This is a genomic window from Rhodoferax sp. BAB1 (assembly GCF_013334205.1).
In the GTDB taxonomy this organism is placed as follows: domain Bacteria; phylum Pseudomonadota; class Gammaproteobacteria; order Burkholderiales; family Burkholderiaceae_C; genus Hylemonella.
The window spans coordinates 2,549,414-2,566,882 of sequence record NZ_CP054424.1 but is presented as its reverse complement, the minus strand read 5'-3'; the positions used below and the strand labels follow the sequence as shown (position 1 = coordinate 2,566,882).

Genomic DNA, 17,469 nt, shown 5'->3' with positions numbered 1-17,469 from the left:
TGTCGCTGCGCCACCCCCCTTGCAGGGGGCAACACCAGCGGCCCGGCAAAGCCGGTTCCGCGGTGTTCCCCGGTTTTTGTGATTTGGAGTGCGGTATGAGTGGGGTATCTGCCAGCGTAGTCCTGCAGGCCCAGGGTCTGGACAAGCGTTACAGCGAAGGCCGGCTCGACGTACACGTGCTGCGCGGCGTGGACCTGCAGGTGCATGCCGGCGAGATCCTGGCCGTGGTGGGCGCCTCGGGCTCGGGCAAGAGCACCTTGCTGCACCTGCTGGGCGGGCTCGATGCGCCCACCAGCGGTCGTGTGCAGCTCATGGGCCAGGATTTCTCCACGCTCTCGCAGGCGGTGCAGGGCCAGTTGCGCAACCGGCATCTGGGCTTCGTCTACCAGTTCCACCACCTGCTGCCCGAGTTCAGCGCGCTGGACAACGTGGCCATGCCGCTGTGGATCCGTCGTATGGACCGCGCGTTGGCTGCACAAACGGCGGCCCGCATGCTGGAGGCCGTGGGCCTGAAGGAGCGCCTGCACCACCGCCCGGCCGAACTCTCGGGCGGTGAACGCCAGCGTGTGGCCATCGCCCGGGCCCTGGTCACCCAGCCAGCCTGTGTTCTGGCCGACGAGCCCACGGGCAACCTGGACCGCGGCACGGCCGAGGGTGTGTTCGAACTCATGCTCAAGCTCGCGCGCGAGCAGGGCACGGCCTTCATCGTCGTCACGCACGACGAGACGCTGGCGGCTCGCTGCCAGCGCACGCTGCGGCTGGAGCAGGGGCGGCTCGTTTAAGGACCGCTCAGGCGCCGCCCAGGTCGCGGCGCTTCTGCTCGAATTCCGCGTGGTCGATCTCGCCGCGCGCATAACGTTGCGCCAGGATGTCCAGTGCGCTCTGGCCTGGCGAGGGCGGCCGGCGTCCGCTGCCGGCGGCCAGCCAGCGCAGCAGCGCGATCACACCCACGATGAGCAGCGCCCAGAACAGCAGCATCCCGAAGCCCATGCCGAAGAAGCCCGGGCCGCCATAAGCCCAGTTGTCGAACATCATGAGGGTGCTCCGATGTATTTCACCGCTCGGGCTCAGTCATCGCCGTCCATCATCCAGCCGCGGCGGTAGCTGCGCAACTGGTCCCGCTGCTCCTTGCTGAGCAGGGCTTCGATGCGGTTGTGGGACTCGATCGAGGCTTCCAGCAGCTGGCGCCGCAGGTCGGCCAGTTTCATGGACTGCTTGCCGATGGCGGCGGGGTCGCGTTTCTCGGCGGCCAGCAGGTCGCGCAGCCGGGCCTGTTCGTCCATCAGCTTGCCCATGGTGTCCCAGTTCTTGCGCCGCGTTTCGTCGCGGATCTGGTTGATGCGGGTCTGCTGCTGTTCGTTCAGGTCTAGCGCCTGCAGGGGCCCCAGGCCCATGCCACCCATCATGCTGCCACCGCCCATCATCCCGCCGCCCATCATGCCGGGCCCGTAGCCATAAGCCTGACCCTGGCCGCGCATCATGCCCGGGCCATACGGGCCTTGTCCGGGGCTGCCGTAGCCGCCCATCATGCCGGGGCCATAGGTTTCCCGGGGGATTCGCTGCGCGCCGGCTGGGCCTGCACCAGCGGGGCCGCAGCACTGAGTGCGGCCAGCGCCGTCAGCGTCATCAGAAAACGCCTGTACTTCATGGATCGCTCCTTGGAGAGTGGAATGCAGCGCATGCGCCGTTAGTGCGCGCAACCGCTACAGAACCAGCATAGGAAGTGCTTGCGCGGAATACCAATGAATTCGGCGCCGGAATGCGCCGGGATTGACGGACATCAAATGTCCGTGCCGTGGGCCTCAGGCGACGCGGTGGTACCAGAGCATCGAGAGGCTGGCGCCGGCCAGCATCAGCACCGCGGCCAGCAGGGCCAGCAGCGCGGACACCTCGGTTTCCTTCTTCTCCACGCTCAGGCGCGAACTCAAGGTCTCGTAGACCTTCTTCAGGTCCTCGGCCGTGGCGGCGTGGAAGTATTCCCCCTGGGTGCGGTGGGCGATGGCCTTGAGGGTTTCCTCGTCCAGGCGCACGTGCATGGACCAGCCCTCGAAACCGATGGTCTCGCCGTCCACGGTGCCCACGCCTACCGTGTAGATGCGCACGCCGCGGTCGGCGGCCATCTTGGCGGCTTCCATGGAGTCGATGCCCGTGGTGCGCTGGCCGTCGGTCAGCAGGATGATGGCGGCCGAGCCGTAGGAGCCGGGCGCCACGGGGGTGAACTCCTTGACGGCCGGGGCCGGCTGGTCGATGGACACGCCACGCCAGCGCTCGCGCCCGTAGGTCAGGTTGCCGATGTCGATGCCGGCATCGGGGAACAGCGTGGCCAGCGAAAGCACGATGCCGTTGCCGATGGCGGTGCCGCGCTGCAGCTGGAAGCGATCGATGGCCGAGGCCAGGTCCTCGCGGTTGTGCGTGGGGATCTGGGCCACCTGGGCCGAGCCGGCAAAGGCCACGACACCCACCTTCACGTTGCGCGGCAGCTCGGTCAGGAAGGCCTTGGCCGCGTTCTGCGAGGCGACCAGCCGGTTGGGCTGCACATCCGCGGCGCGCATGCTGCCCGAGACGTCCATGGCCAGCATGATGGTTTCCTGCTGTGTGGGCAGCACGATGACCGCCAGCGGCCGCGCCGCCGCCAGCAGCAGGGCGGTGATGGCCAGCAGCAGCAGGGCCGGCGGCACGTGGCGCCGCCAGGTGGACTGCTGGCCCATGGCCTGCCTGACCAGGCCCAGGCTGGCATAACGCAGCGCCAGCTTGTGCCTGCGTTTCAGCAGCCACAGGTAAAACGCCACCAGCAGCGGCGGCAGCAGCAGGAGCCACAGCATGTTGGGCCAGAGAAAGTTCATGCGGCAGCCTCCGTGCTGGGCTTGCGGACCAGTTGCAAATGGGCGGGTGGCGGCTGCCAGCGCGCGCGGCTGCGCTGGCGCCGCAGTTCGGCAAAGCGCAGCAGGGTGGATACCAGATCCTCGCCGGTGGCCAGTTCCAGCGTGTCCACGCCGGCGCGTGCCAGGGTCAGCCGCAGTGCCTCTTCGCGCTGGGCAGCCAGTTGGGCAAAACGTGCGCGAAACACCGGGTCGTGCGTGTCCACCAGCAGTTGTTCGCCGGTCTCGGCGTCGCGCATGGGCAGCAGGCCCAGGTCGGGCAGTTCATGTTCCAGCGGGTCGTACAGGCGTACCGCCAGCACCTCGTGGCGCAGGGCCAGGCGAGCCAGCGGGCGTTCCCAACCCGGCTCGCTGATGAAGTCCGAGAGCACGAAGACCGTGCTGCGCCGCTTCAGCAGGGCGGCGCTGTGTTGCAGCAGGTCCTGCAGGCGGGTGATGCCGGGGTAGTCCTCGGCTTGCGGGGCGGGGGCCTGCACGCGTTGCAGCAGCTGCAGCACGTGGCGCCGCCCGCTGCCCGGCGGCAGCACGGCCTGGATGCCGCCGTTGTAGAGCACGGCGCCCACCCGGTTGCCGTGGCGCGTGAGCAGGCGCGCCAGCACGGCCACGAAGTCGGCCAGCACCTCGCGCTTGGACCGCTCGCCCGAGCCGAAATCCACCGAGGGGCTGAGGTCGAGCAGGAACCAGGCGCTCATCTCGCGGTCTTCGGTGTAGACGCGCACGTGCGGCACCTGCATCCGGGCGGTGACGTTCCAGTCGATGTGGCGCACGTCGTCGCCGGGCTGGTATTCGCGCAAGTCGGCCAGGTCCAGGCCGGCGCCGCGCAGCAGGCTGCGGTAATCTCCCTGCAGCAGGCCGTCCAGGCGGCGCAGCACCGTCCACTCGAGCCGGCGCAGCGCCTGTTCGGCGGATTCGGGGGCGGGATGGACGGTGGTGGGCATGGTCAGGCGGCGAGGGGCTCGTGTTCGAGCACCTTGGCGGGCAGTGGCACGTGCGACATGAACTTGCCGATCAGGGCGTCGGCGTCCAGCCCCTCGGACAGGGCTTCGTAGGACAGCACCAGGCGATGCCGCAGCACGTCGGGCGCGAGATCGCCCACGTCCTCGGGCAGGGCGTAGCTGCGCCCGCGCAGCAGGGCCAGGGCGCGGGCGCCCTCGATCAGGCTGATGGTGGCGCGCGGGCTGGCGCCGTAGCTCAGGTAGCGCGTCAGGTCCTTGAGGCCGGCACGCACGGGTTCGCGGGTGGCGGCCACCAGCTTCACGGCGTACTGCACCAGGGCCGGGTCCACGTAGACCTCGCGGCAGTGGCGCTGCAGCGCAGCCAGCTGCTCCGTGGTGCTGACCGCAGTCACGGCCACCGCTGCGCCGGTGACACGCTGCACGATGACGAACTCTTCTTCCTCTGTCGGGTAGTCCACCTTCACTTTGAACATGAAGCGGTCGACCTGCGCCTCGGGCAGGGGGTAGGTGCCCTCGGTCTCGATGGGGTTCTGCGTGGCCATGACAACGAAAGGGGCGGGCACCGGGTAGCTGGTGCCGGCGATGGTCACCTGGCGCTCCTGCATCACCTCCAGCAGCGCACTCTGCACCTTGGCCGGGGCGCGGTTGATCTCGTCGGCCAGCAGCAGGTTGGCGAAGACCGGGCCCAGCGCGGTGCTGAACTCGCCGCTCTTCTGGTTGTAGATGCGCGTGCCCACCAGGTCGGCGGGTACCAGGTCGGGCGTGAACTGGATGCGGCGGAACTGGCCCTGCACCACCTGGGCCAGGGTCTTGATGGTCAGGGTCTTGGCCAGGCCTGGCACGCCTTCGACCAGCAGGTGCCCTTGGGCCAGCAGCGCCACCATGACACGTTCGAGGAAACGGTCCTGCCCGACCACCACGCGCTTGACCTCGTAGAGGATCTGCTCCATGAGTCGGGAGGTCTCGGCGGCGGTGTGCGAACTCTTGTCCATGGGGGCCTTTCCAGCGTCTGTTCAGAAGGGATGCATGCCGGCGGCCGAAGCCGCGTTCTCGATGGGCACGGCAAAGCCGATGCCGATGAAGGTGCGCTGCTCGGACGGGTTGAGGATGGCGGTGACGATGCCCACCACCTCGCCGTCCAGGGTGACCAGCGGCCCACCCGAATTGCCGGGGTTGGCCGCCGCGTCGAACTGGATCAGGTTGCCGATCTGCTGTTTGCCCTCAGGCGAGCGGAAGCTGCGCTTGAGCCCCGAGACCACGCCGCTGGAAACCGAAGGCCCGATGCCGAAGGGAAAACCCACGGCGACCACACCGTCGCCGGGCTGCAGTTCGGCAGTGGAGCGCAGGGTGGCGGGTTTCAGGTCGTCGGGCAGTTTCTGGGCCTGCAGCACGGCCAGGTCGTTGTGGCTTTGCGCGCTTGTCATGAGCGCGGGTGAACGGGTGCCGTCGTGGAAGGTGAGTTCGATGCGCTGGGCGCCGGCCACCACGTGCAGATTGGTCAGGATGACACCGCTGTCCACGATGACCACACCGCTGCCCAGGCCATGTTCGGTTTCCTGGCCGTCCTTGTCCGTGACGAAACCGGCCACCCGCACCACCGAGGGCGCGATGAGCGCCGCGGCCCGGGCGGCCGGTGAGGGCAGCCTGGCTGTCTCCAGCGTCTTGAGCACGGCCGCGTCGATGTCCTGCTGGGTCAGCTTGCGCTGCGGGGCCCCGGGCCACAGGGCCTGGGCCAGCAGCACCAGCAGGGCGGCCAGCGCCAACCAGCGCCAGTGCTGCTCCTGCCAGCGCGGCAGGCGGGTACGCCAGGGGCGGGCGGTGGAGGCGGTGGTGTGGGCCTCCGCGGCAGGCAAGGCCAGGTCCGGCGCGCTGGCGGGGCCACGCGGTGAACGGCTGTACAGGGCAGGCTGGCGCATGCGTACACCTGGGAGGTTGGGCCGCACCGGCGGCGTTGCACAGACGGTAGCACGGCTGGACTTTTTTTGCATGCGCGCCAGCCCGGCCCGTACCCTGTTTACGGCATCATCGGCGTCATGAGCCTGACTGGATGGATCGACACCCACTGCCACCTGGATGCGCCGGAGTTCGCGGCCGACGTGGCCGAGGTGCGCGAACGCGCCCGCCAGCGCGGTGTGGTCCATTGCGTATTGCCGGCCGTGCAGGTGGCGCATTTCGAGGCCACGCGCGCCCTGGCGCACCAGTTCGGTGACAGTTATGCCCTGGGCATCCACCCTTTGTATGTCAAAGACGCGTTGGACGCCGACCTGGCCCGGCTGGACGCCGCCCTGGCCGAACATCGCGACGACCCGCGCCTGGTGGCCGTGGGCGAGATCGGGCTGGACTATTTCGTGCCCGAACTCTGCGCCTCACCGCTGCGCGAGCGGCAGGAATACTTCTACGTGGAACAGCTCAAGCTGGCGCGCAAGCACGGTTTGCCCGTGATCCTGCACGTGCGGCGCTCGGCCGACATGTTGCTCAAGGGCTTGCGCGCCGTGGGGCAGGGAGGGCACCGCTGGAGTGGCATTGCCCATGCCTTCAACGGCAGCCTGCAGCAGGCGCAGGCCTTCATCGATCTGGGTTTTAAGCTGGGTTTCGGCGGCGCGCTGACCTACGAACGCGCGCAGAACCTGCGGCGCCTGGCCACCGAGCTGCCGCTGGAAGCCCTCGTGCTGGAGACCGATGCTCCCGACATGCCGCCGCACTGGCTGTACGCGACGGCCGGGCAGCGTGCGGCCGGCCAGGCGCAGGGGCGCAACGAGCCGGGGGAGTTGCCGCGGATTGCAGAGGTGCTGGCCGGATTGCGAGGACTGAACCTGGCAGCTCTGGAGCAACAGACGCGCGAGAATTCAAAGGTGGCCTTGCCGCGCTTGCAAGTGGCGAGCGCATCGTCGGCATGAATTCTCGACGCCTGCATGGCCTGCCGCCCCTGGTGGGTCCTGATACCCGTCTTCTCATCCTCGGCAGCTTCCCGAGTGTGGCGTCCTTGCAGTCTCAGCAGTACTACGCACACCCGCAGAATCATTTCTGGAAGATCCTGCAGGCGCTGTGGCCCGAACACCCTGTTCCGGGGCCGGAGCGTTATGAACAACGCTGTGCCTGGTTGCTGGCACGCGGCCTGGGCGTCTGGGACGTGTACGCGAGTTGTGAACGCAGCGGCAGCCTGGACAGCGCGATCCGCCACGCCGAGGTGAACGACTTTGCTGCCCTCAAGGCGCAATGCCCGCAGCTGCAGTTGATCGTGCACAACGGGGGTGAGAGTTACAAACATGCGAAGCTGGTGCGCAGCAGTCTGGGTATGGAGCACTTTCCCTTGATCAAGCTGCCGTCCACCAGCCCGGCCAATGCTTCCTGGAGCTTCGAGCGCAAGCTGGGTGCTTGGAGGGAGGCTGTGGTTCGGGCGGGGTTGTTGTGATTCCTGGTTGAGTGACGTTTTTCTCTGCGAGGCTGATCTGCCCCCCACTCATCCCCCGCCCTTCTCTACCCCCGCCGGGGTAGAGAAGGGAGCCTGGATTTCGCTTTTGGCTTTCTGGCTGCGCTTCTACGGCGCGATGCGTCACCACCCTTTGTAGAGCGTCTGCATTTCATGCCCGCGGTCGTAGTCAAAGGTTGCTGATCTTTGCGCCCAAAACGGCGGCCGCGAGCGGCCTGCCGTAAACGAGCCAGGATTGCGCAGCGCTTTTCCTGTCTCGTTGCTGGCCGGCGCAGCCGCCAGCCGTGGCGTGCAAATTCGTTCGAGTTCTCTACGACCGTTGGCTGGCGGTCGAGGCGAGCCAACCCGCGCTGTGACCTCACGCACCTTAGAAGCGTAGCCGGCGCGCCCAAGTCAAATCCAGGCCCCCTTCTCTACCCCGGCGGGGGTAGAGAAGGGCGGGGGGATGAGTGGGGGATAGACCAGGCGACGCCAGTCAAAACCACCAACTGCCGGCAAAAAACGAAAGCGATAATCCCAACACCTTGACCAAGAAGCACCCCCCCTCCCCGAAGTCCAGTTCTCTGACGAAGGCCCCATCCGTCATCTCCACCTGGATTCGATCTGGATCCAGGGCTCCATGGACACCCGGGACCCGACGCGCCTGGTGCACGAATACATCCAGCGCATGATGGCCTGGCTGCTGTTCGTGGAGCCGGCCTCCGTCCCGAAGCGCCAGGCCGTGCAGCTGGGCCTGGGCGCTGGTTCGCTGACCAAGTTCTGCGCCAAGTTGCTGCGCATGAAGACCACGGCCATCGAACTCAATCCGCAGGTGCTGGCCGCCTGCCGCGGCTGGTTCAAGCTGCCGGCGGATACGGCAAGGATGCAGGTCATCCTGGCCGATGCGGCGCAGGAAATCCAGAAACCCGAGTGGTTCGGTACCGTGGACGCGCTGCAGGTGGATCTGTACGACCACGAGGCGGCCGCGCCCGTGCTCGACAGTGCCGAGTTCTACGCCCATTGCCGGCGACTGTTGACTGAGGAGGGCTGCATGACGGTCAACCTCTTCGGCCGCTCTTCCAGCTATGCCAGGAGCGTGGACAAGATCGCCAGCGCCTTCGGCCGCGAGGCGGTCTGGGCCTTCAAGGCGACGCGCGAAGGCAACACCGTGGTGCTGGCCCAGCGCACGCCCTCACGTCCCAAGCGTGCCGTGCTTGCCGAGCGGGCCGAAATCATCCAGACTCAGTGGGACTTGCCCGCCACCAAGTGGCTGCGCGGCTTCAAACCGATAGTCGATCTGTAAACCATCCATGAGCGCCCAGCCCAAACTCAAGAGCCTGTCCAAGTCCGAGCACGTGGGGCCGGTCGACTGGCGCCGCCTGGTCGAGTGGCTGCTGGCCGACGGCGTGATTGCCGATGACGAGGCACAGCGCACCATCGCGCGTTGTTCGCAGGCCGAAAGCGCCCAGCACCCGCTGCTGCGCCTGGCCAGCGTCTCGATCCGCCGTGCCGTCGATCACAAGCCGCTGGACGTGGAAAGCCTTACGCAGTGGCTGGCCGGTCGTGCCGGCCTGGACTATCTGCGCATCGATCCGCTCAAGGTGGACGTGGGCAAGGTGGCCGACACCATGAGCGCAGCCTATGCCGAGCGCCACAAGGTGCTGCCGGTGCAGGTGCTGCCCAATGAGGTGGTAGTGGCCACGGCCGAGCCCTACATCACCGACTGGGTGGGCGAGGTGGAGCGCCAGACCCGCCGCAGCGTGCGCCGGGTGATGGCCAGCCCGGGTGAGATCACGCGTTACACGGCCGAGTTCTTTGCCCTGGCCAAGTCGGTGCGTTCTGCCATGAAGTCGGGCAGCGGCAACACGGGCGCCAGCTTCGAGCAGCTGGTGGAACTGGGCAAGAGCAACAAGCAGCTCGACGCCAATGACCAGAGCGTGGTGCAGGTGGTGGACTGGCTGTGGCAGTACGCCTTCGACCAGCGCGCCAGCGACATCCACCTGGAGCCGCGGCGCGAGCAGGGCGTGATCCGTTTCCGCATCGACGGCGTGCTGCACCCGGTCTACCAGATGCCCATGGGTGTGCTCACCGCCATGACGGCGCGCATCAAGCTGCTGGGGCGCATGGACGTGATCGAGAAACGCCGGCCGCAGGACGGCCGCATCAAGACACGCAACCCCGGCGGCGACGAGGTGGAAATGCGTATCTCCACCCTGCCCACGGCCTTCGGCGAGAAGATGGTGATGCGTATCTTCGACCCGGACACCACGGTCAAGGACCTGGCCGAGCTGGGCTTCTCACCGCACGACGCGCAGCGCTGGGAGTCGCTGGTCAAGCGCCCGCACGGCATCATCCTGGTGACCGGCCCCACGGGTTCGGGCAAGACCACCACGCTGTACTCCACCCTGAAGCGGGTGGCGACGGAAGAGGTCAACGTCAGCACGGTGGAGGACCCGATCGAAATGATCGAGCCGGCCTTCAACCAGACCCAGGTGCAGCCGCAGCTGGACTTCGGTTTCCCCGAGGGCCTGCGCGCCCTGATGCGGCAGGACCCGGACATCATCATGGTGGGCGAAATCCGCGACCTGGAAACCGCCGAGATGGCGGTGCAGGCTGCGCTGACCGGCCACCTGGTCTTCTCCACCCTGCACACCAACGATGCGCCTTCGGCCATCACGCGCCTGATGGAACTGGGCATCCCGCCCTACCTGCTCAATGCCACCGTGCTGGGCGTGCTGGCGCAGCGTCTGGTGCGCACACTGTGCGCGCAATGCAAGCAACGCGACGAGGCCGCCACGCGCGAGCACCTGGCCGAGATGGTGAAACCCTGGAACATCAGCGGCGGCTACAAGCCCTTCAAGCCGGTGGGTTGCGTTGACTGCCGCATGACGGGTTTCCAGGGACGCATGGGCCTGTACGAGCTGCTGGTCATTTCCGAAGCCTTCAAGGACAGGGTCAGCAAGGAGCCCAACATTGACGCGCTCAAGCGCCAGGCGGTGGCCGACGGCATGCGGCCCTTGCGCCTGGCCGGTGCCCTGCGCGTGGCCGAGGGCCTGACGGTCATCGATGAAGTGCTGGGTGCCACACCGCCCCTGAGCTGAGACAGCCCGTGTCAGGGCCTTGCCCCACGATGGCGCGTCGCTGCCGGAGAACCTAGGGTATTCCCGGAGCGCTGGTTCTGAATACCGTGTGGGGATAGGTGGAGTCCACATGTTCTGCCGGCCCGGATAGGTGAAACCCACATTCAGCAACAGATGTTTTCCGGGGCAGAATCGCCTGTGTTTCGGGCTTTCGACCCGTAGGAGACTGTTTGTGAAATTCATCAAGAGTGAAGAGGACTTTTTCGCGGGCGTGCTGTTTGCCGCCGTGGGTCTGGCTTTCGCCATCGGTGCGACCAACTACAACATCGGTACCGGTGCCCGTATGGGTCCCGGTTACTTCCCGCTGGGCCTGGGCGTGATCCTGACCATCCTGGGCGGCATCATCATGCTCAAGGGCATGGCAGGCAAGGAGGGGGCCAGGATGGGCAAGGTGGCCCTGCGTCCCCTGGCCTGCATCATCGGTGCCAACGTGCTGTTCGGCATCCTGCTCGGCGGTCTGCCCAAGCTCGGTATTCCCGCCATGGGTCTGGTGGTCGGCATCTATGGCCTGACCATCGTGGCCAGCCTGGCCGACAAGCAGTTCCGGCTCAAGAGCGTGCTGATCCTGGCCACCATCCTGGCCATCATCAGTTATGGCGCCTTCGTGAAATTGCTCAATCTGCAGTTCCAGATCTGGCCTGCCTTCATCACCGGCTGAGAAAGACAAAAAAATGGAACTCCTTGACCATCTGTCCCTGGGTTTTGGCGTGGCTTTCACGTTCCAGAACCTGCTGTACTGCTTCATTGGCGTGCTGCTGGGCACCCTGATCGGCGTGTTGCCGGGTGTTGGCCCGATCGCCACCATCTCCATGCTGCTGCCGGCCACTTATGCGCTGCCCCCGGTGGCCGCGCTGATCATGCTGGCCGGTATCTACTACGGCGCCCAGTACGGCGGCTCCACCACGGCCATCCTGGTCAACCTGCCGGGTGAGTCGTCCTCGGTGGTGACCATCATCGACGGCTACCAGATGGCCCGCAAGGGCCGTGCCGGTCCGGCGCTGGCTGCTGCCGGCCTGGGCTCCTTCTTCGCCGGCTGCGTCGGCACCCTGATCCTGGCGGGTTTTGCCCTGCCGCTGACCGAGGTGGCCTTCAAGTTCGGCCCGGCCGAGTATTTCTCGCTGATGGTGGCGGGTCTGGTCGGCGCCGTGGTGCTGGCTTCCGGCTCGCTGCTCAAGGCCATCGCCATGATCGTGCTGGGCCTGCTGCTGGGCCTGATCGGCACCGACGTGAACTCGGGTGTGGCGCGTTACTCCTTCGACATCCCGGAACTGACCGACGGCCTGGGCTTCATCGTGATCGCCATGGGCGTGTTCGGCTACGGCGAGATCATCAAGAACCTGTCGATGCCCGAAGAACATCGCGAGGTCTTCACGGCCAAGGTGACCCACCTCTACCCCTCGCTCGAGGACTTCAAGCGCATGGCCCCGGCTGTGCTGCGCGGCACGACCATCGGTTCGATCCTGGGCATCCTGCCCGGCGGTGGTGCGCTGCTGTCGGCCTTTGCGGCCTACACCATCGAGAAGAAGACCAAGCTCAAGAAAGGCGAAGTGCCCTTCGGCCAGGGCAATATCCGCGGCGTGGCCGCGCCCGAGTCGGCCAACAATGCCGGTTCCCAGACCTCCTTCATCCCGCTGCTGACGCTGGGCATTCCGCCCAATGCCGTGATGGCGCTGATGGTCGGTGCCATGACCATCCACAACATCCAGCCCGGCCCGCAGGTGATGACCAGCAACCCCGAGCTGTTCTGGGGCCTGATCGCATCCATGTGGATCGGCAACCTGATGCTGGTGGTGCTGAACCTGCCGCTGATCGGCATCTGGATCAAGCTGCTGACCGTGCCCTACCGCTGGCTGTTCCCGGCCATCGTGCTGTTCTGCGCGGTTGGTGTGTATTCCACGAACAACAACACCTGGGACATCTGGATGGTGGCCATGTTCGGTGTCGTCGGAACCATCTTCTTCAAGGTGGGCGTCGAGCCGGCTCCGCTGCTGCTGGGTTTCATCCTGGGCCCGATGATGGAAGAGAACCTGCGCCGCGCCCTGCTGCTGTCGCGGGGCGACTGGAGCGTGCTGGTGACGCGTCCGATCTCGGCTTCGCTGCTGGCCCTGGCCCTGCTGCTGCTGGTGATCGTGATGCTGCCGGCGATCAAGTCCAAGCGCGAGGAAGCCTTCGTCGAAGACTGAGTTCCTGCCATGCCCCGACCAGAACGGCACCCATGGGTGCCGTTCTTGCCTTTTCGGTAGCCCTACAGAGGAGAGACCCCGATGAAATTCAAAACCCTGCTCGGCCTGCTGGCCGTCGGCCTGAGCCTGTCGGTCTCGGCGCAGACCTGGCCGGCCAAGCCGCTGCGCCTGGTCGTGCCTTTCCCCGCGGGCGGCGCCACCGACATCCTCGCGCGCGCTCTCTCGCAGGAGCTCAGCAAGAAGCTGGGCCAGTCCATCGTGGTCGACAACAAGCCCGGGGCCGGTGGCACCATCGGCGCGCTGGCCGGTGCCCAGGCCGCGCCCGACGGCTACACCCTGCTGCTCACCACCTCGAGCACCCACAGCATCGGCCCGGCCATCAACCCCCGGATCCCCTACAACGCCGAGACCGATTTCACGCCCATCGTCTACGTGGCCAGTTCGCCGCAGGTGATCCTGGTGCCCCTGAGTTCGCCGGCGAAGAACCTGCGCGAATTCATCGACCATGCGCGCAAGAACCCCGGGCGGTTGAACTACGCCTCCAGCGGCAACGGCACCATCTCCAACCTGTCCACCGAGAACTTCAAGGCGCAGTCGGGCACCTTCCTCGTGCACATTCCCTACCGGGGCACCGGCCTCTCGATCGCTGACCTGATCAGCGGCAAGGTGGACGTGCTGTTCGATTCCATCGTGTCGGGCATGCCCCATGTGCGCGACGGCAAATTGCGCGCGCTGGCCGTGACCAGCCCCAAGCGCAGCGCGCTGGCTCCCGAACTGCCGGCGGTGTCCGAGGTCTTGCCTGGTTTCGAGTCCGTCACCTGGTTCGGTGTCTTTGGACCGCGTGGCCTGTCGCCGGAGATCGTGGCCCGTGTCAACCAGGCGGTGAATGCCGCGCTGGCCGAGCCCGAGCTGAAGGAGCGCTTTGCCCGCCTGGGGGCCGAAACGACGGGTGGCACCCCGCAGGCTTTCGCCACGGTGGTGCGCTCCGAATCCGCCAAGTGGAAGAAAGTCATCACCGAGCGCAAAATTACTGCGGATTAATGAAGCCGCCTGAGGCGCCTCGAGGGGCGCCTCGGAGCCTTCGCCAGAGGCGAAAGCTCTTCGGGTCGTCCAAGCCTGCGCAGGCAGGCTTGGAGCCGCGGCCCTCAGCCCCGCAGGGGGATGACGCCAGTGGCCCGGCGAGGCCGGTTCCACGGCGTCCCCGCTTTAGCAATTTGGCAAACGACAGATTCAAAGTGACGAGATCCTGATTCATGAACTTCAACTACAGCACCCCCTACACCAGCACCCGCCTGCCCGTCTTCGCGCGCAACGTCGTCTCCACCTCGCACCCGCTGGCCGCGCAGGCTGGTCTGCGCATGCTGCAAAACGGCGGCAACGCGGTGGACGCGGCCATTGCCGCGGCGGCGGCGATGATGATCTGCGAGCCGGTCAGCAACGGCCTGGGCAGTGACGCCTTTGCCATCCTCTGGGACGGCAAGGAACTGCACGGCCTCAATGCCTCGGGCCGCGCGCCGCAGGGCTGGACACCCGAGTACTTCCGTTCCAAGTACGGCGACGGCGCGAAGATGCCGCCCAAACGAGGCATCGATTCCGTCACCGTGCCCGGCGCCGTGGCCGGCTGGGTGGCCTTGAGCGATCGTTTCGGCAAGCTGCCTTTTGCGGACCTGCTGGCGCCGGCCATCGAGATCGCCGAGCGCGGTTACCTGATTCCTGTGGTGGTGCAGCAGAAATGGGCCGCCGCCACGCCCGAACTCAAGAGCGTGCCGGGTTTTGCCCAGAGCTTCCTGCCCTGGGGCCGGGCGCCGAATGTTGGCGAGCTGTTCCAGTTCAAGGCCGCCGCGCGCGCGCTGCGCGCCATCGCCCAGACCAAGGGCGAAGCCTATTACCGCGGCGAGATCGCCCAGGCCCTGGCCAGCTTCGCTGCCGAGTGCGGCGGCGTCCTGAAGGCCAGCGACCTGGCCGCCTACCAGCCCGAGTGGGTGCAGCCCCTGGCCAAGAACTACCGTGGCCACACCCTGCACGAGATCCCGCCCAACGGGCAGGGCATCGCCGCGCAGATGGCGCTGGGCATCCTGGACAAGTTCGACCTGGGCAGCCTGCCCGTGGACAGCGTGGACTCGCAGCACCTGCAGATCGAGGCCATGAAGCTGGCCTTCGCCGACGTCTACCGCTACGTGGCCGAGCCCTCGGCCATGCACGTGACGCCCGAGCAGATGCTGGACGACGCCTACCTGGCCAGCCGCGCCAAACTCATCGACATGAACAAGGCGCAGGACTTCAAGGCCGGCAACCCGGTCAAGGGCGGCACCATCTACCTGACGGCGGCCGACGAGAACGGCATGATGATCAGCTTCATCCAGAGCAACTTCATGGGCTTCGGCTCGGGCTGTGTGGAGCCGACCTTCGGCATCAGCCTGCAGAACCGCGGCCACGGTTTCAACGTGGACCCGGCCGGCAACAACACGGCCAACCTCGTGGCACCGGGCAAGCGCCCCATCCACACCATCATCCCGGCCTTCCTCACGAAGGACGGCCAGCCGGTCATGAGCTTCGGCGTGATGGGCGGCAATATGCAGCCCCAGGGACACCTGCAGACCCTGGTGCGCATGCTGGACTACGGCCAGAACCCGCAGACCGCCTGCGATGCGCCGCGCTGGCGCTACAACGCGGGCTTCGAGATCAACGTCGAAGCCACGATGAACCCGGCCACGGTGCAGGGCCTGTCGGCGCGCGGCCACCGCATGGAAGTGATCAACGACTCCTACCAGGACTTCGGCGCCGGCCAGTTCATCTGGCGCGCGGGCGATCCCAAGGTCGAAGGGTATGTGGCGGCGAGTGACCCGCGCCGCGACGGCCAGGCGGCCGGTTTCTGAGCCTGCTTTCGTGACAGCGCCAGACGCTACTAAAAATATAGCATTCGGCCTGCTGTTCGCGGTGGTGGGTGCCATCGCCTTCAGCGGCAAGGCGATCATCGTCAAGCTGGCCTACCGCTACGGGGTCGATGCGGTCACGCTCATCATGTACCGCATGCTGTTTGCCTTGCCGCTGTTCCTGGCCATGGCGGTGTGGGCCAGCCGGGGCAGGGCGGCGTTGACCCGGCGCGACTGGCTGGGCGTGCTGGGCCTGGGCTTCTGCGGTTATTACCTGGCCAGCTTCCTGGACTTCGCGGGGCTGGCCTGGATCACGGCTTCGCTGGAGCGGCTCATCCTCTACCTCACGCCCACCATCGTGCTGCTGCTCGGTTTCCTGCTCTATGGCCGGCGCATCAGCCGTCTGCAGGCGGTGGGCATGGGGATCAGCTATCTGGGTGTGCTGCTGGTGTTCGGCCGCGAGGCCACGCTGGCCGGTGCCGACGTGGCCTGGGGTTCGCTGCTCGTGTTCCTGAGCGCCGTCAGTTATTCCATCTATCTGAGCTACAGCGGCGAACTGGTGCAGCGCCTGGGTTCGCTGCGCCTGGTCGGGCTGGCGACCAGTGTGGCCTGCGGGCTCTGCCTTTTGCAGTTCGTGCTGCTGCGCCCGCTGTCGGCGGCGCAGGTGGCACCCGAGGTGCTCTGGCTCTCCCTGCTCAATGCCACGGCCTGCACGGCGGTGCCGGTGCTGCTGGTCATGATGGCGGTGGAGCGCATTGGTGCCGGCGCGGCGGCGCAGGCCGGCATGGTGGGCCCCATGTCCACCATCCTCATGGGCGTGTGGCTGCTGGGCGAACCCTTCACCGGCTGGGTGGTGGCCGGTACCGCGCTGGTGCTGGCCGGCATCTTCGTGTTCAGCCGGGCCGCGCGCCTGCCCGCCGACTGAAGGCCTGGCCGCGGCGGGGACTCGACCGCCCACGTATCATTTCTCTCATTCGACTTTTACTCACAGGAAAACATCATGGATCTCGGAATCAAAGGCAAGTGGGCGCTGGTCGGCGGCGCGAGCAAGGGCCTGGGCTATGGCTGCGCGCAGGCGCTGGCGCGCGAAGGCGTCAACGTGGTGATCGTGGCGCGTGGCGCCGAGGCCTTGCATGCTGCAGCGGCCAGCCTCAAGGCCGAAGCCCCGGGGGTGCAGGTCATCGCCGTGCCGGTGGACATCACCACCGTGGCCGGCCGCGAAGCCATCTTCGCCCAGCGCAAGGACTTCGACATCGTTGTCACCAACGCCGGCGGCCCGCCGCCCGGCGACTTCCGCGACTGGGACCGCGAGGCCTGGATCAAGGCGGTGGACGCCAACATGCTCACGCCCATCGAACTCATCAAGGCCACGGTGGACGGCATGGCCGCGCGTGGTTACGGCCGCATCGTCAACATCACCTCCAGCGCGGTGAAGGCGCCGATCGACATCCTGGGCCTCTCGAACGGTGCGCGCAGCGGCCTGACGGGCTTCGTCGCTGGCGTGGCGCGCAACGCGAAGATCGCGGCCAAGGGCGTGACCATCAACAACCTGCTGCCCGGCGCCTTCGATACCGACCGCCTCAAGCACACCATGGCGGGTGCGGCGCAGAAGACCGGCAAGCCCATCGAGGACATCGCCAACGCCCGTCGCATGACCATCCCGGCCCAGCGCTTCGGCACGCCCGAGGAATTCGGCGCCATCTGCGCCTTCCTGTGCAGCCAGTACGGGGGGTACATCAACGGCCAGAACGTGCTGGCCGACGGTGGCGCCTATCCCGGCACGTACTGAGCCGGTTCAGCCCGGCGCGGCCAGCACCGTATCAGCGGGTATTCCAGCCCGTTTCGTGACCCGCCGCGCCTTGCGATGGCGCGGCTGAGTGGCGAGAGGCGTGTCTCCGCCTTATCGGGGGGGAAAGGGTTTTCCCTTGGTTCCCTTAGAATGCAGGGGCGGGTATCTGCTTTTCGCAGTTCGCCCGCGCCCTTGGCGGGATCTGTGCAGGTCCTGCCAGTCAGTCCGACTACCCCCTGT

General features: G+C 66.8%; 18 protein-coding genes. 11 read left to right on the top strand and 7 right to left on the bottom strand.

Annotated elements, in window-relative coordinates:
- The first annotated feature begins 95 nt into the window (after positions 1–95).
- Complete coding sequence (lolD, locus tag HTY51_RS12285; protein ID WP_174252991.1) at positions 96–782, top strand: lipoprotein-releasing ABC transporter ATP-binding protein LolD; 687 nt, start codon at positions 96–98, stop codon at positions 780–782.
- A 7-nt stretch (positions 783–789) separates the two neighbouring features.
- Here lolD and HTY51_RS12280 read toward each other — a convergent pair whose 3' ends face one another.
- The 7 genes from HTY51_RS12280 to HTY51_RS12255 form a co-directional block, all read right to left on the bottom strand.
- Positions 790–1,035 (bottom strand): SHOCT domain-containing protein, encoded by a 246-nt coding sequence (locus HTY51_RS12280; RefSeq protein ID WP_174252990.1) that lies wholly within the window; start codon positions 1,033–1,035, stop codon positions 790–792.
- Between the two features lie 32 nt (positions 1,036–1,067).
- Positions 1,068–1,529 carry a Spy/CpxP family protein refolding chaperone gene (locus HTY51_RS12275; protein ID WP_174252989.1) on the bottom strand — a complete coding sequence of 154 codons (462 nt, stop codon included), beginning with the start codon at positions 1,527–1,529 and terminating at the stop codon, positions 1,068–1,070.
- Positions 1,526–1,648 carry a hypothetical protein gene (locus HTY51_RS18755; RefSeq protein WP_256405556.1) on the bottom strand — a complete coding sequence of 41 codons (123 nt, stop codon included), beginning with the start codon at positions 1,646–1,648 and terminating at the stop codon, positions 1,526–1,528. The genes HTY51_RS12275 and HTY51_RS18755 overlap by 4 nt, the downstream gene beginning before the upstream one ends.
- Positions 1,649–1,802: 154 nt before the next feature.
- Positions 1,803–2,843: a VWA domain-containing protein gene (locus tag HTY51_RS12270; protein ID WP_174252988.1), complete on the bottom strand. Its 1,041-nt coding sequence runs from the start codon at positions 2,841–2,843 to the stop codon at positions 1,803–1,805.
- Positions 2,840–3,817, bottom strand: a complete 978-nt coding sequence (locus tag HTY51_RS12265; protein ID WP_174252987.1) for a DUF58 domain-containing protein — start codon at positions 3,815–3,817, stop codon at positions 2,840–2,842. The genes HTY51_RS12270 and HTY51_RS12265 overlap by 4 nt, the downstream gene beginning before the upstream one ends.
- A 2-nt stretch (positions 3,818–3,819) precedes the next feature.
- A complete protein-coding gene (locus tag HTY51_RS12260) occupies positions 3,820–4,827 on the bottom strand; it encodes a MoxR family ATPase (protein ID WP_174252986.1) in 1,008 nt (335 codons plus the stop codon).
- A 21-nt stretch (positions 4,828–4,848) separates the two neighbouring features.
- Complete coding sequence (locus HTY51_RS12255; protein ID WP_174252985.1) at positions 4,849–5,751, bottom strand: S1C family serine protease; 903 nt, start codon at positions 5,749–5,751, stop codon at positions 4,849–4,851.
- A 123-nt stretch (positions 5,752–5,874) separates the two neighbouring features.
- Between HTY51_RS12255 and HTY51_RS12250 the strand changes: the two genes are divergently transcribed.
- From HTY51_RS12250 to HTY51_RS12205, 10 genes are all read left to right on the top strand, one after another.
- Entirely contained in the window at positions 5,875–6,732 is an 858-nt protein-coding gene (locus tag HTY51_RS12250) for a TatD family hydrolase (RefSeq protein WP_174254267.1), read from the top strand.
- Positions 6,729–7,247, top strand: coding sequence for a DNA-deoxyinosine glycosylase (locus tag HTY51_RS12245; protein WP_174252984.1), 519 nt, complete (start codon positions 6,729–6,731; stop codon positions 7,245–7,247). Before HTY51_RS12250 ends, HTY51_RS12245 begins: the two co-directional genes overlap by 4 nt.
- A 637-nt stretch (positions 7,248–7,884) precedes the next feature.
- Positions 7,885–8,547: a spermidine synthase gene (locus tag HTY51_RS12240; RefSeq protein ID WP_371733811.1), complete on the top strand. Its 663-nt coding sequence runs from the start codon at positions 7,885–7,887 to the stop codon at positions 8,545–8,547.
- 7 nt (positions 8,548–8,554) lie between these two features.
- Complete coding sequence (locus tag HTY51_RS12235) at positions 8,555–10,345, top strand: GspE/PulE family protein (RefSeq protein WP_174252983.1); 1,791 nt, start codon at positions 8,555–8,557, stop codon at positions 10,343–10,345.
- A 211-nt stretch (positions 10,346–10,556) separates the two neighbouring features.
- A complete protein-coding gene (locus HTY51_RS12230; protein WP_174252982.1) occupies positions 10,557–11,042 on the top strand; it encodes a tripartite tricarboxylate transporter TctB family protein in 486 nt (161 codons plus the stop codon).
- A 13-nt stretch (positions 11,043–11,055) separates the two neighbouring features.
- Positions 11,056–12,567, top strand: coding sequence for a tripartite tricarboxylate transporter permease (locus tag HTY51_RS12225; RefSeq protein WP_174252981.1), 1,512 nt, complete (start codon positions 11,056–11,058; stop codon positions 12,565–12,567).
- 81 nt (positions 12,568–12,648) lie between these two features.
- Entirely contained in the window at positions 12,649–13,608 is a 960-nt protein-coding gene (locus tag HTY51_RS12220) for a tripartite tricarboxylate transporter substrate binding protein (RefSeq protein ID WP_174252980.1), read from the top strand.
- 212 nt (positions 13,609–13,820) lie between these two features.
- Positions 13,821–15,443 (top strand): gamma-glutamyltransferase family protein, encoded by a 1,623-nt coding sequence (locus HTY51_RS12215; protein ID WP_217448209.1) that lies wholly within the window; start codon positions 13,821–13,823, stop codon positions 15,441–15,443.
- A 10-nt stretch (positions 15,444–15,453) separates the two neighbouring features.
- On the top strand, positions 15,454–16,365 hold the full coding sequence (locus HTY51_RS12210) for a DMT family transporter (RefSeq protein WP_254606873.1): 912 nt from the start codon (positions 15,454–15,456) through the stop codon (positions 16,363–16,365).
- Positions 16,366–16,440: 75 nt separating this feature from the next.
- Positions 16,441–17,229: an SDR family oxidoreductase gene (locus HTY51_RS12205; protein ID WP_174252978.1), complete on the top strand. Its 789-nt coding sequence runs from the start codon at positions 16,441–16,443 to the stop codon at positions 17,227–17,229.
- The last annotated feature ends 240 nt before the right edge of the window (positions 17,230–17,469 follow it).

Bases quoted from the DNA above. Each gene is read 5' to 3' on its own strand.
- HTY51_RS12220 (WP_174252980.1), top strand. From the start codon at position 12,649: ATGAAATTCAAAACCCTGCTCGGCCTGCTGGCCGTCGGCCTGAGCCTG.
- HTY51_RS12215 (WP_217448209.1), top strand. From the start codon at position 13,821: ATGAACTTCAACTACAGCACCCCCTACACCAGCACCCGCCTGCCCGTC.
- HTY51_RS12280 (WP_174252990.1), bottom strand. From the start codon at position 1,035: ATGATGTTCGACAACTGGGCTTATGGCGGCCCGGGCTTCTTCGGCATG.
- HTY51_RS12260 (WP_174252986.1), bottom strand. From the start codon at position 4,827: ATGGACAAGAGTTCGCACACCGCCGCCGAGACCTCCCGACTCATGGAG.
- HTY51_RS12265 (WP_174252987.1), bottom strand. From the start codon at position 3,817: ATGCCCACCACCGTCCATCCCGCCCCCGAATCCGCCGAACAGGCGCTG.
- HTY51_RS18755 (WP_256405556.1), bottom strand. From the start codon at position 1,648: ATGAAGTACAGGCGTTTTCTGATGACGCTGACGGCGCTGGCCGCACTC.
- HTY51_RS12275 (WP_174252989.1), bottom strand. From the start codon at position 1,529: ATGATGGGCGGCTACGGCAGCCCCGGACAAGGCCCGTATGGCCCGGGC.
- HTY51_RS12225 (WP_174252981.1), top strand. From the start codon at position 11,056: ATGGAACTCCTTGACCATCTGTCCCTGGGTTTTGGCGTGGCTTTCACG.
- HTY51_RS12235 (WP_174252983.1), top strand. From the start codon at position 8,555: ATGAGCGCCCAGCCCAAACTCAAGAGCCTGTCCAAGTCCGAGCACGTG.
- HTY51_RS12270 (WP_174252988.1), bottom strand. From the start codon at position 2,843: ATGAACTTTCTCTGGCCCAACATGCTGTGGCTCCTGCTGCTGCCGCCG.
- HTY51_RS12240 (WP_371733811.1), top strand. From the start codon at position 7,885: ATGGACACCCGGGACCCGACGCGCCTGGTGCACGAATACATCCAGCGC.
- HTY51_RS12245 (WP_174252984.1), top strand. From the start codon at position 6,729: ATGAATTCTCGACGCCTGCATGGCCTGCCGCCCCTGGTGGGTCCTGAT.
- HTY51_RS12205 (WP_174252978.1), top strand. From the start codon at position 16,441: ATGGATCTCGGAATCAAAGGCAAGTGGGCGCTGGTCGGCGGCGCGAGC.
- HTY51_RS12255 (WP_174252985.1), bottom strand. From the start codon at position 5,751: ATGCGCCAGCCTGCCCTGTACAGCCGTTCACCGCGTGGCCCCGCCAGC.
- lolD (WP_174252991.1), top strand. From the start codon at position 96: ATGAGTGGGGTATCTGCCAGCGTAGTCCTGCAGGCCCAGGGTCTGGAC.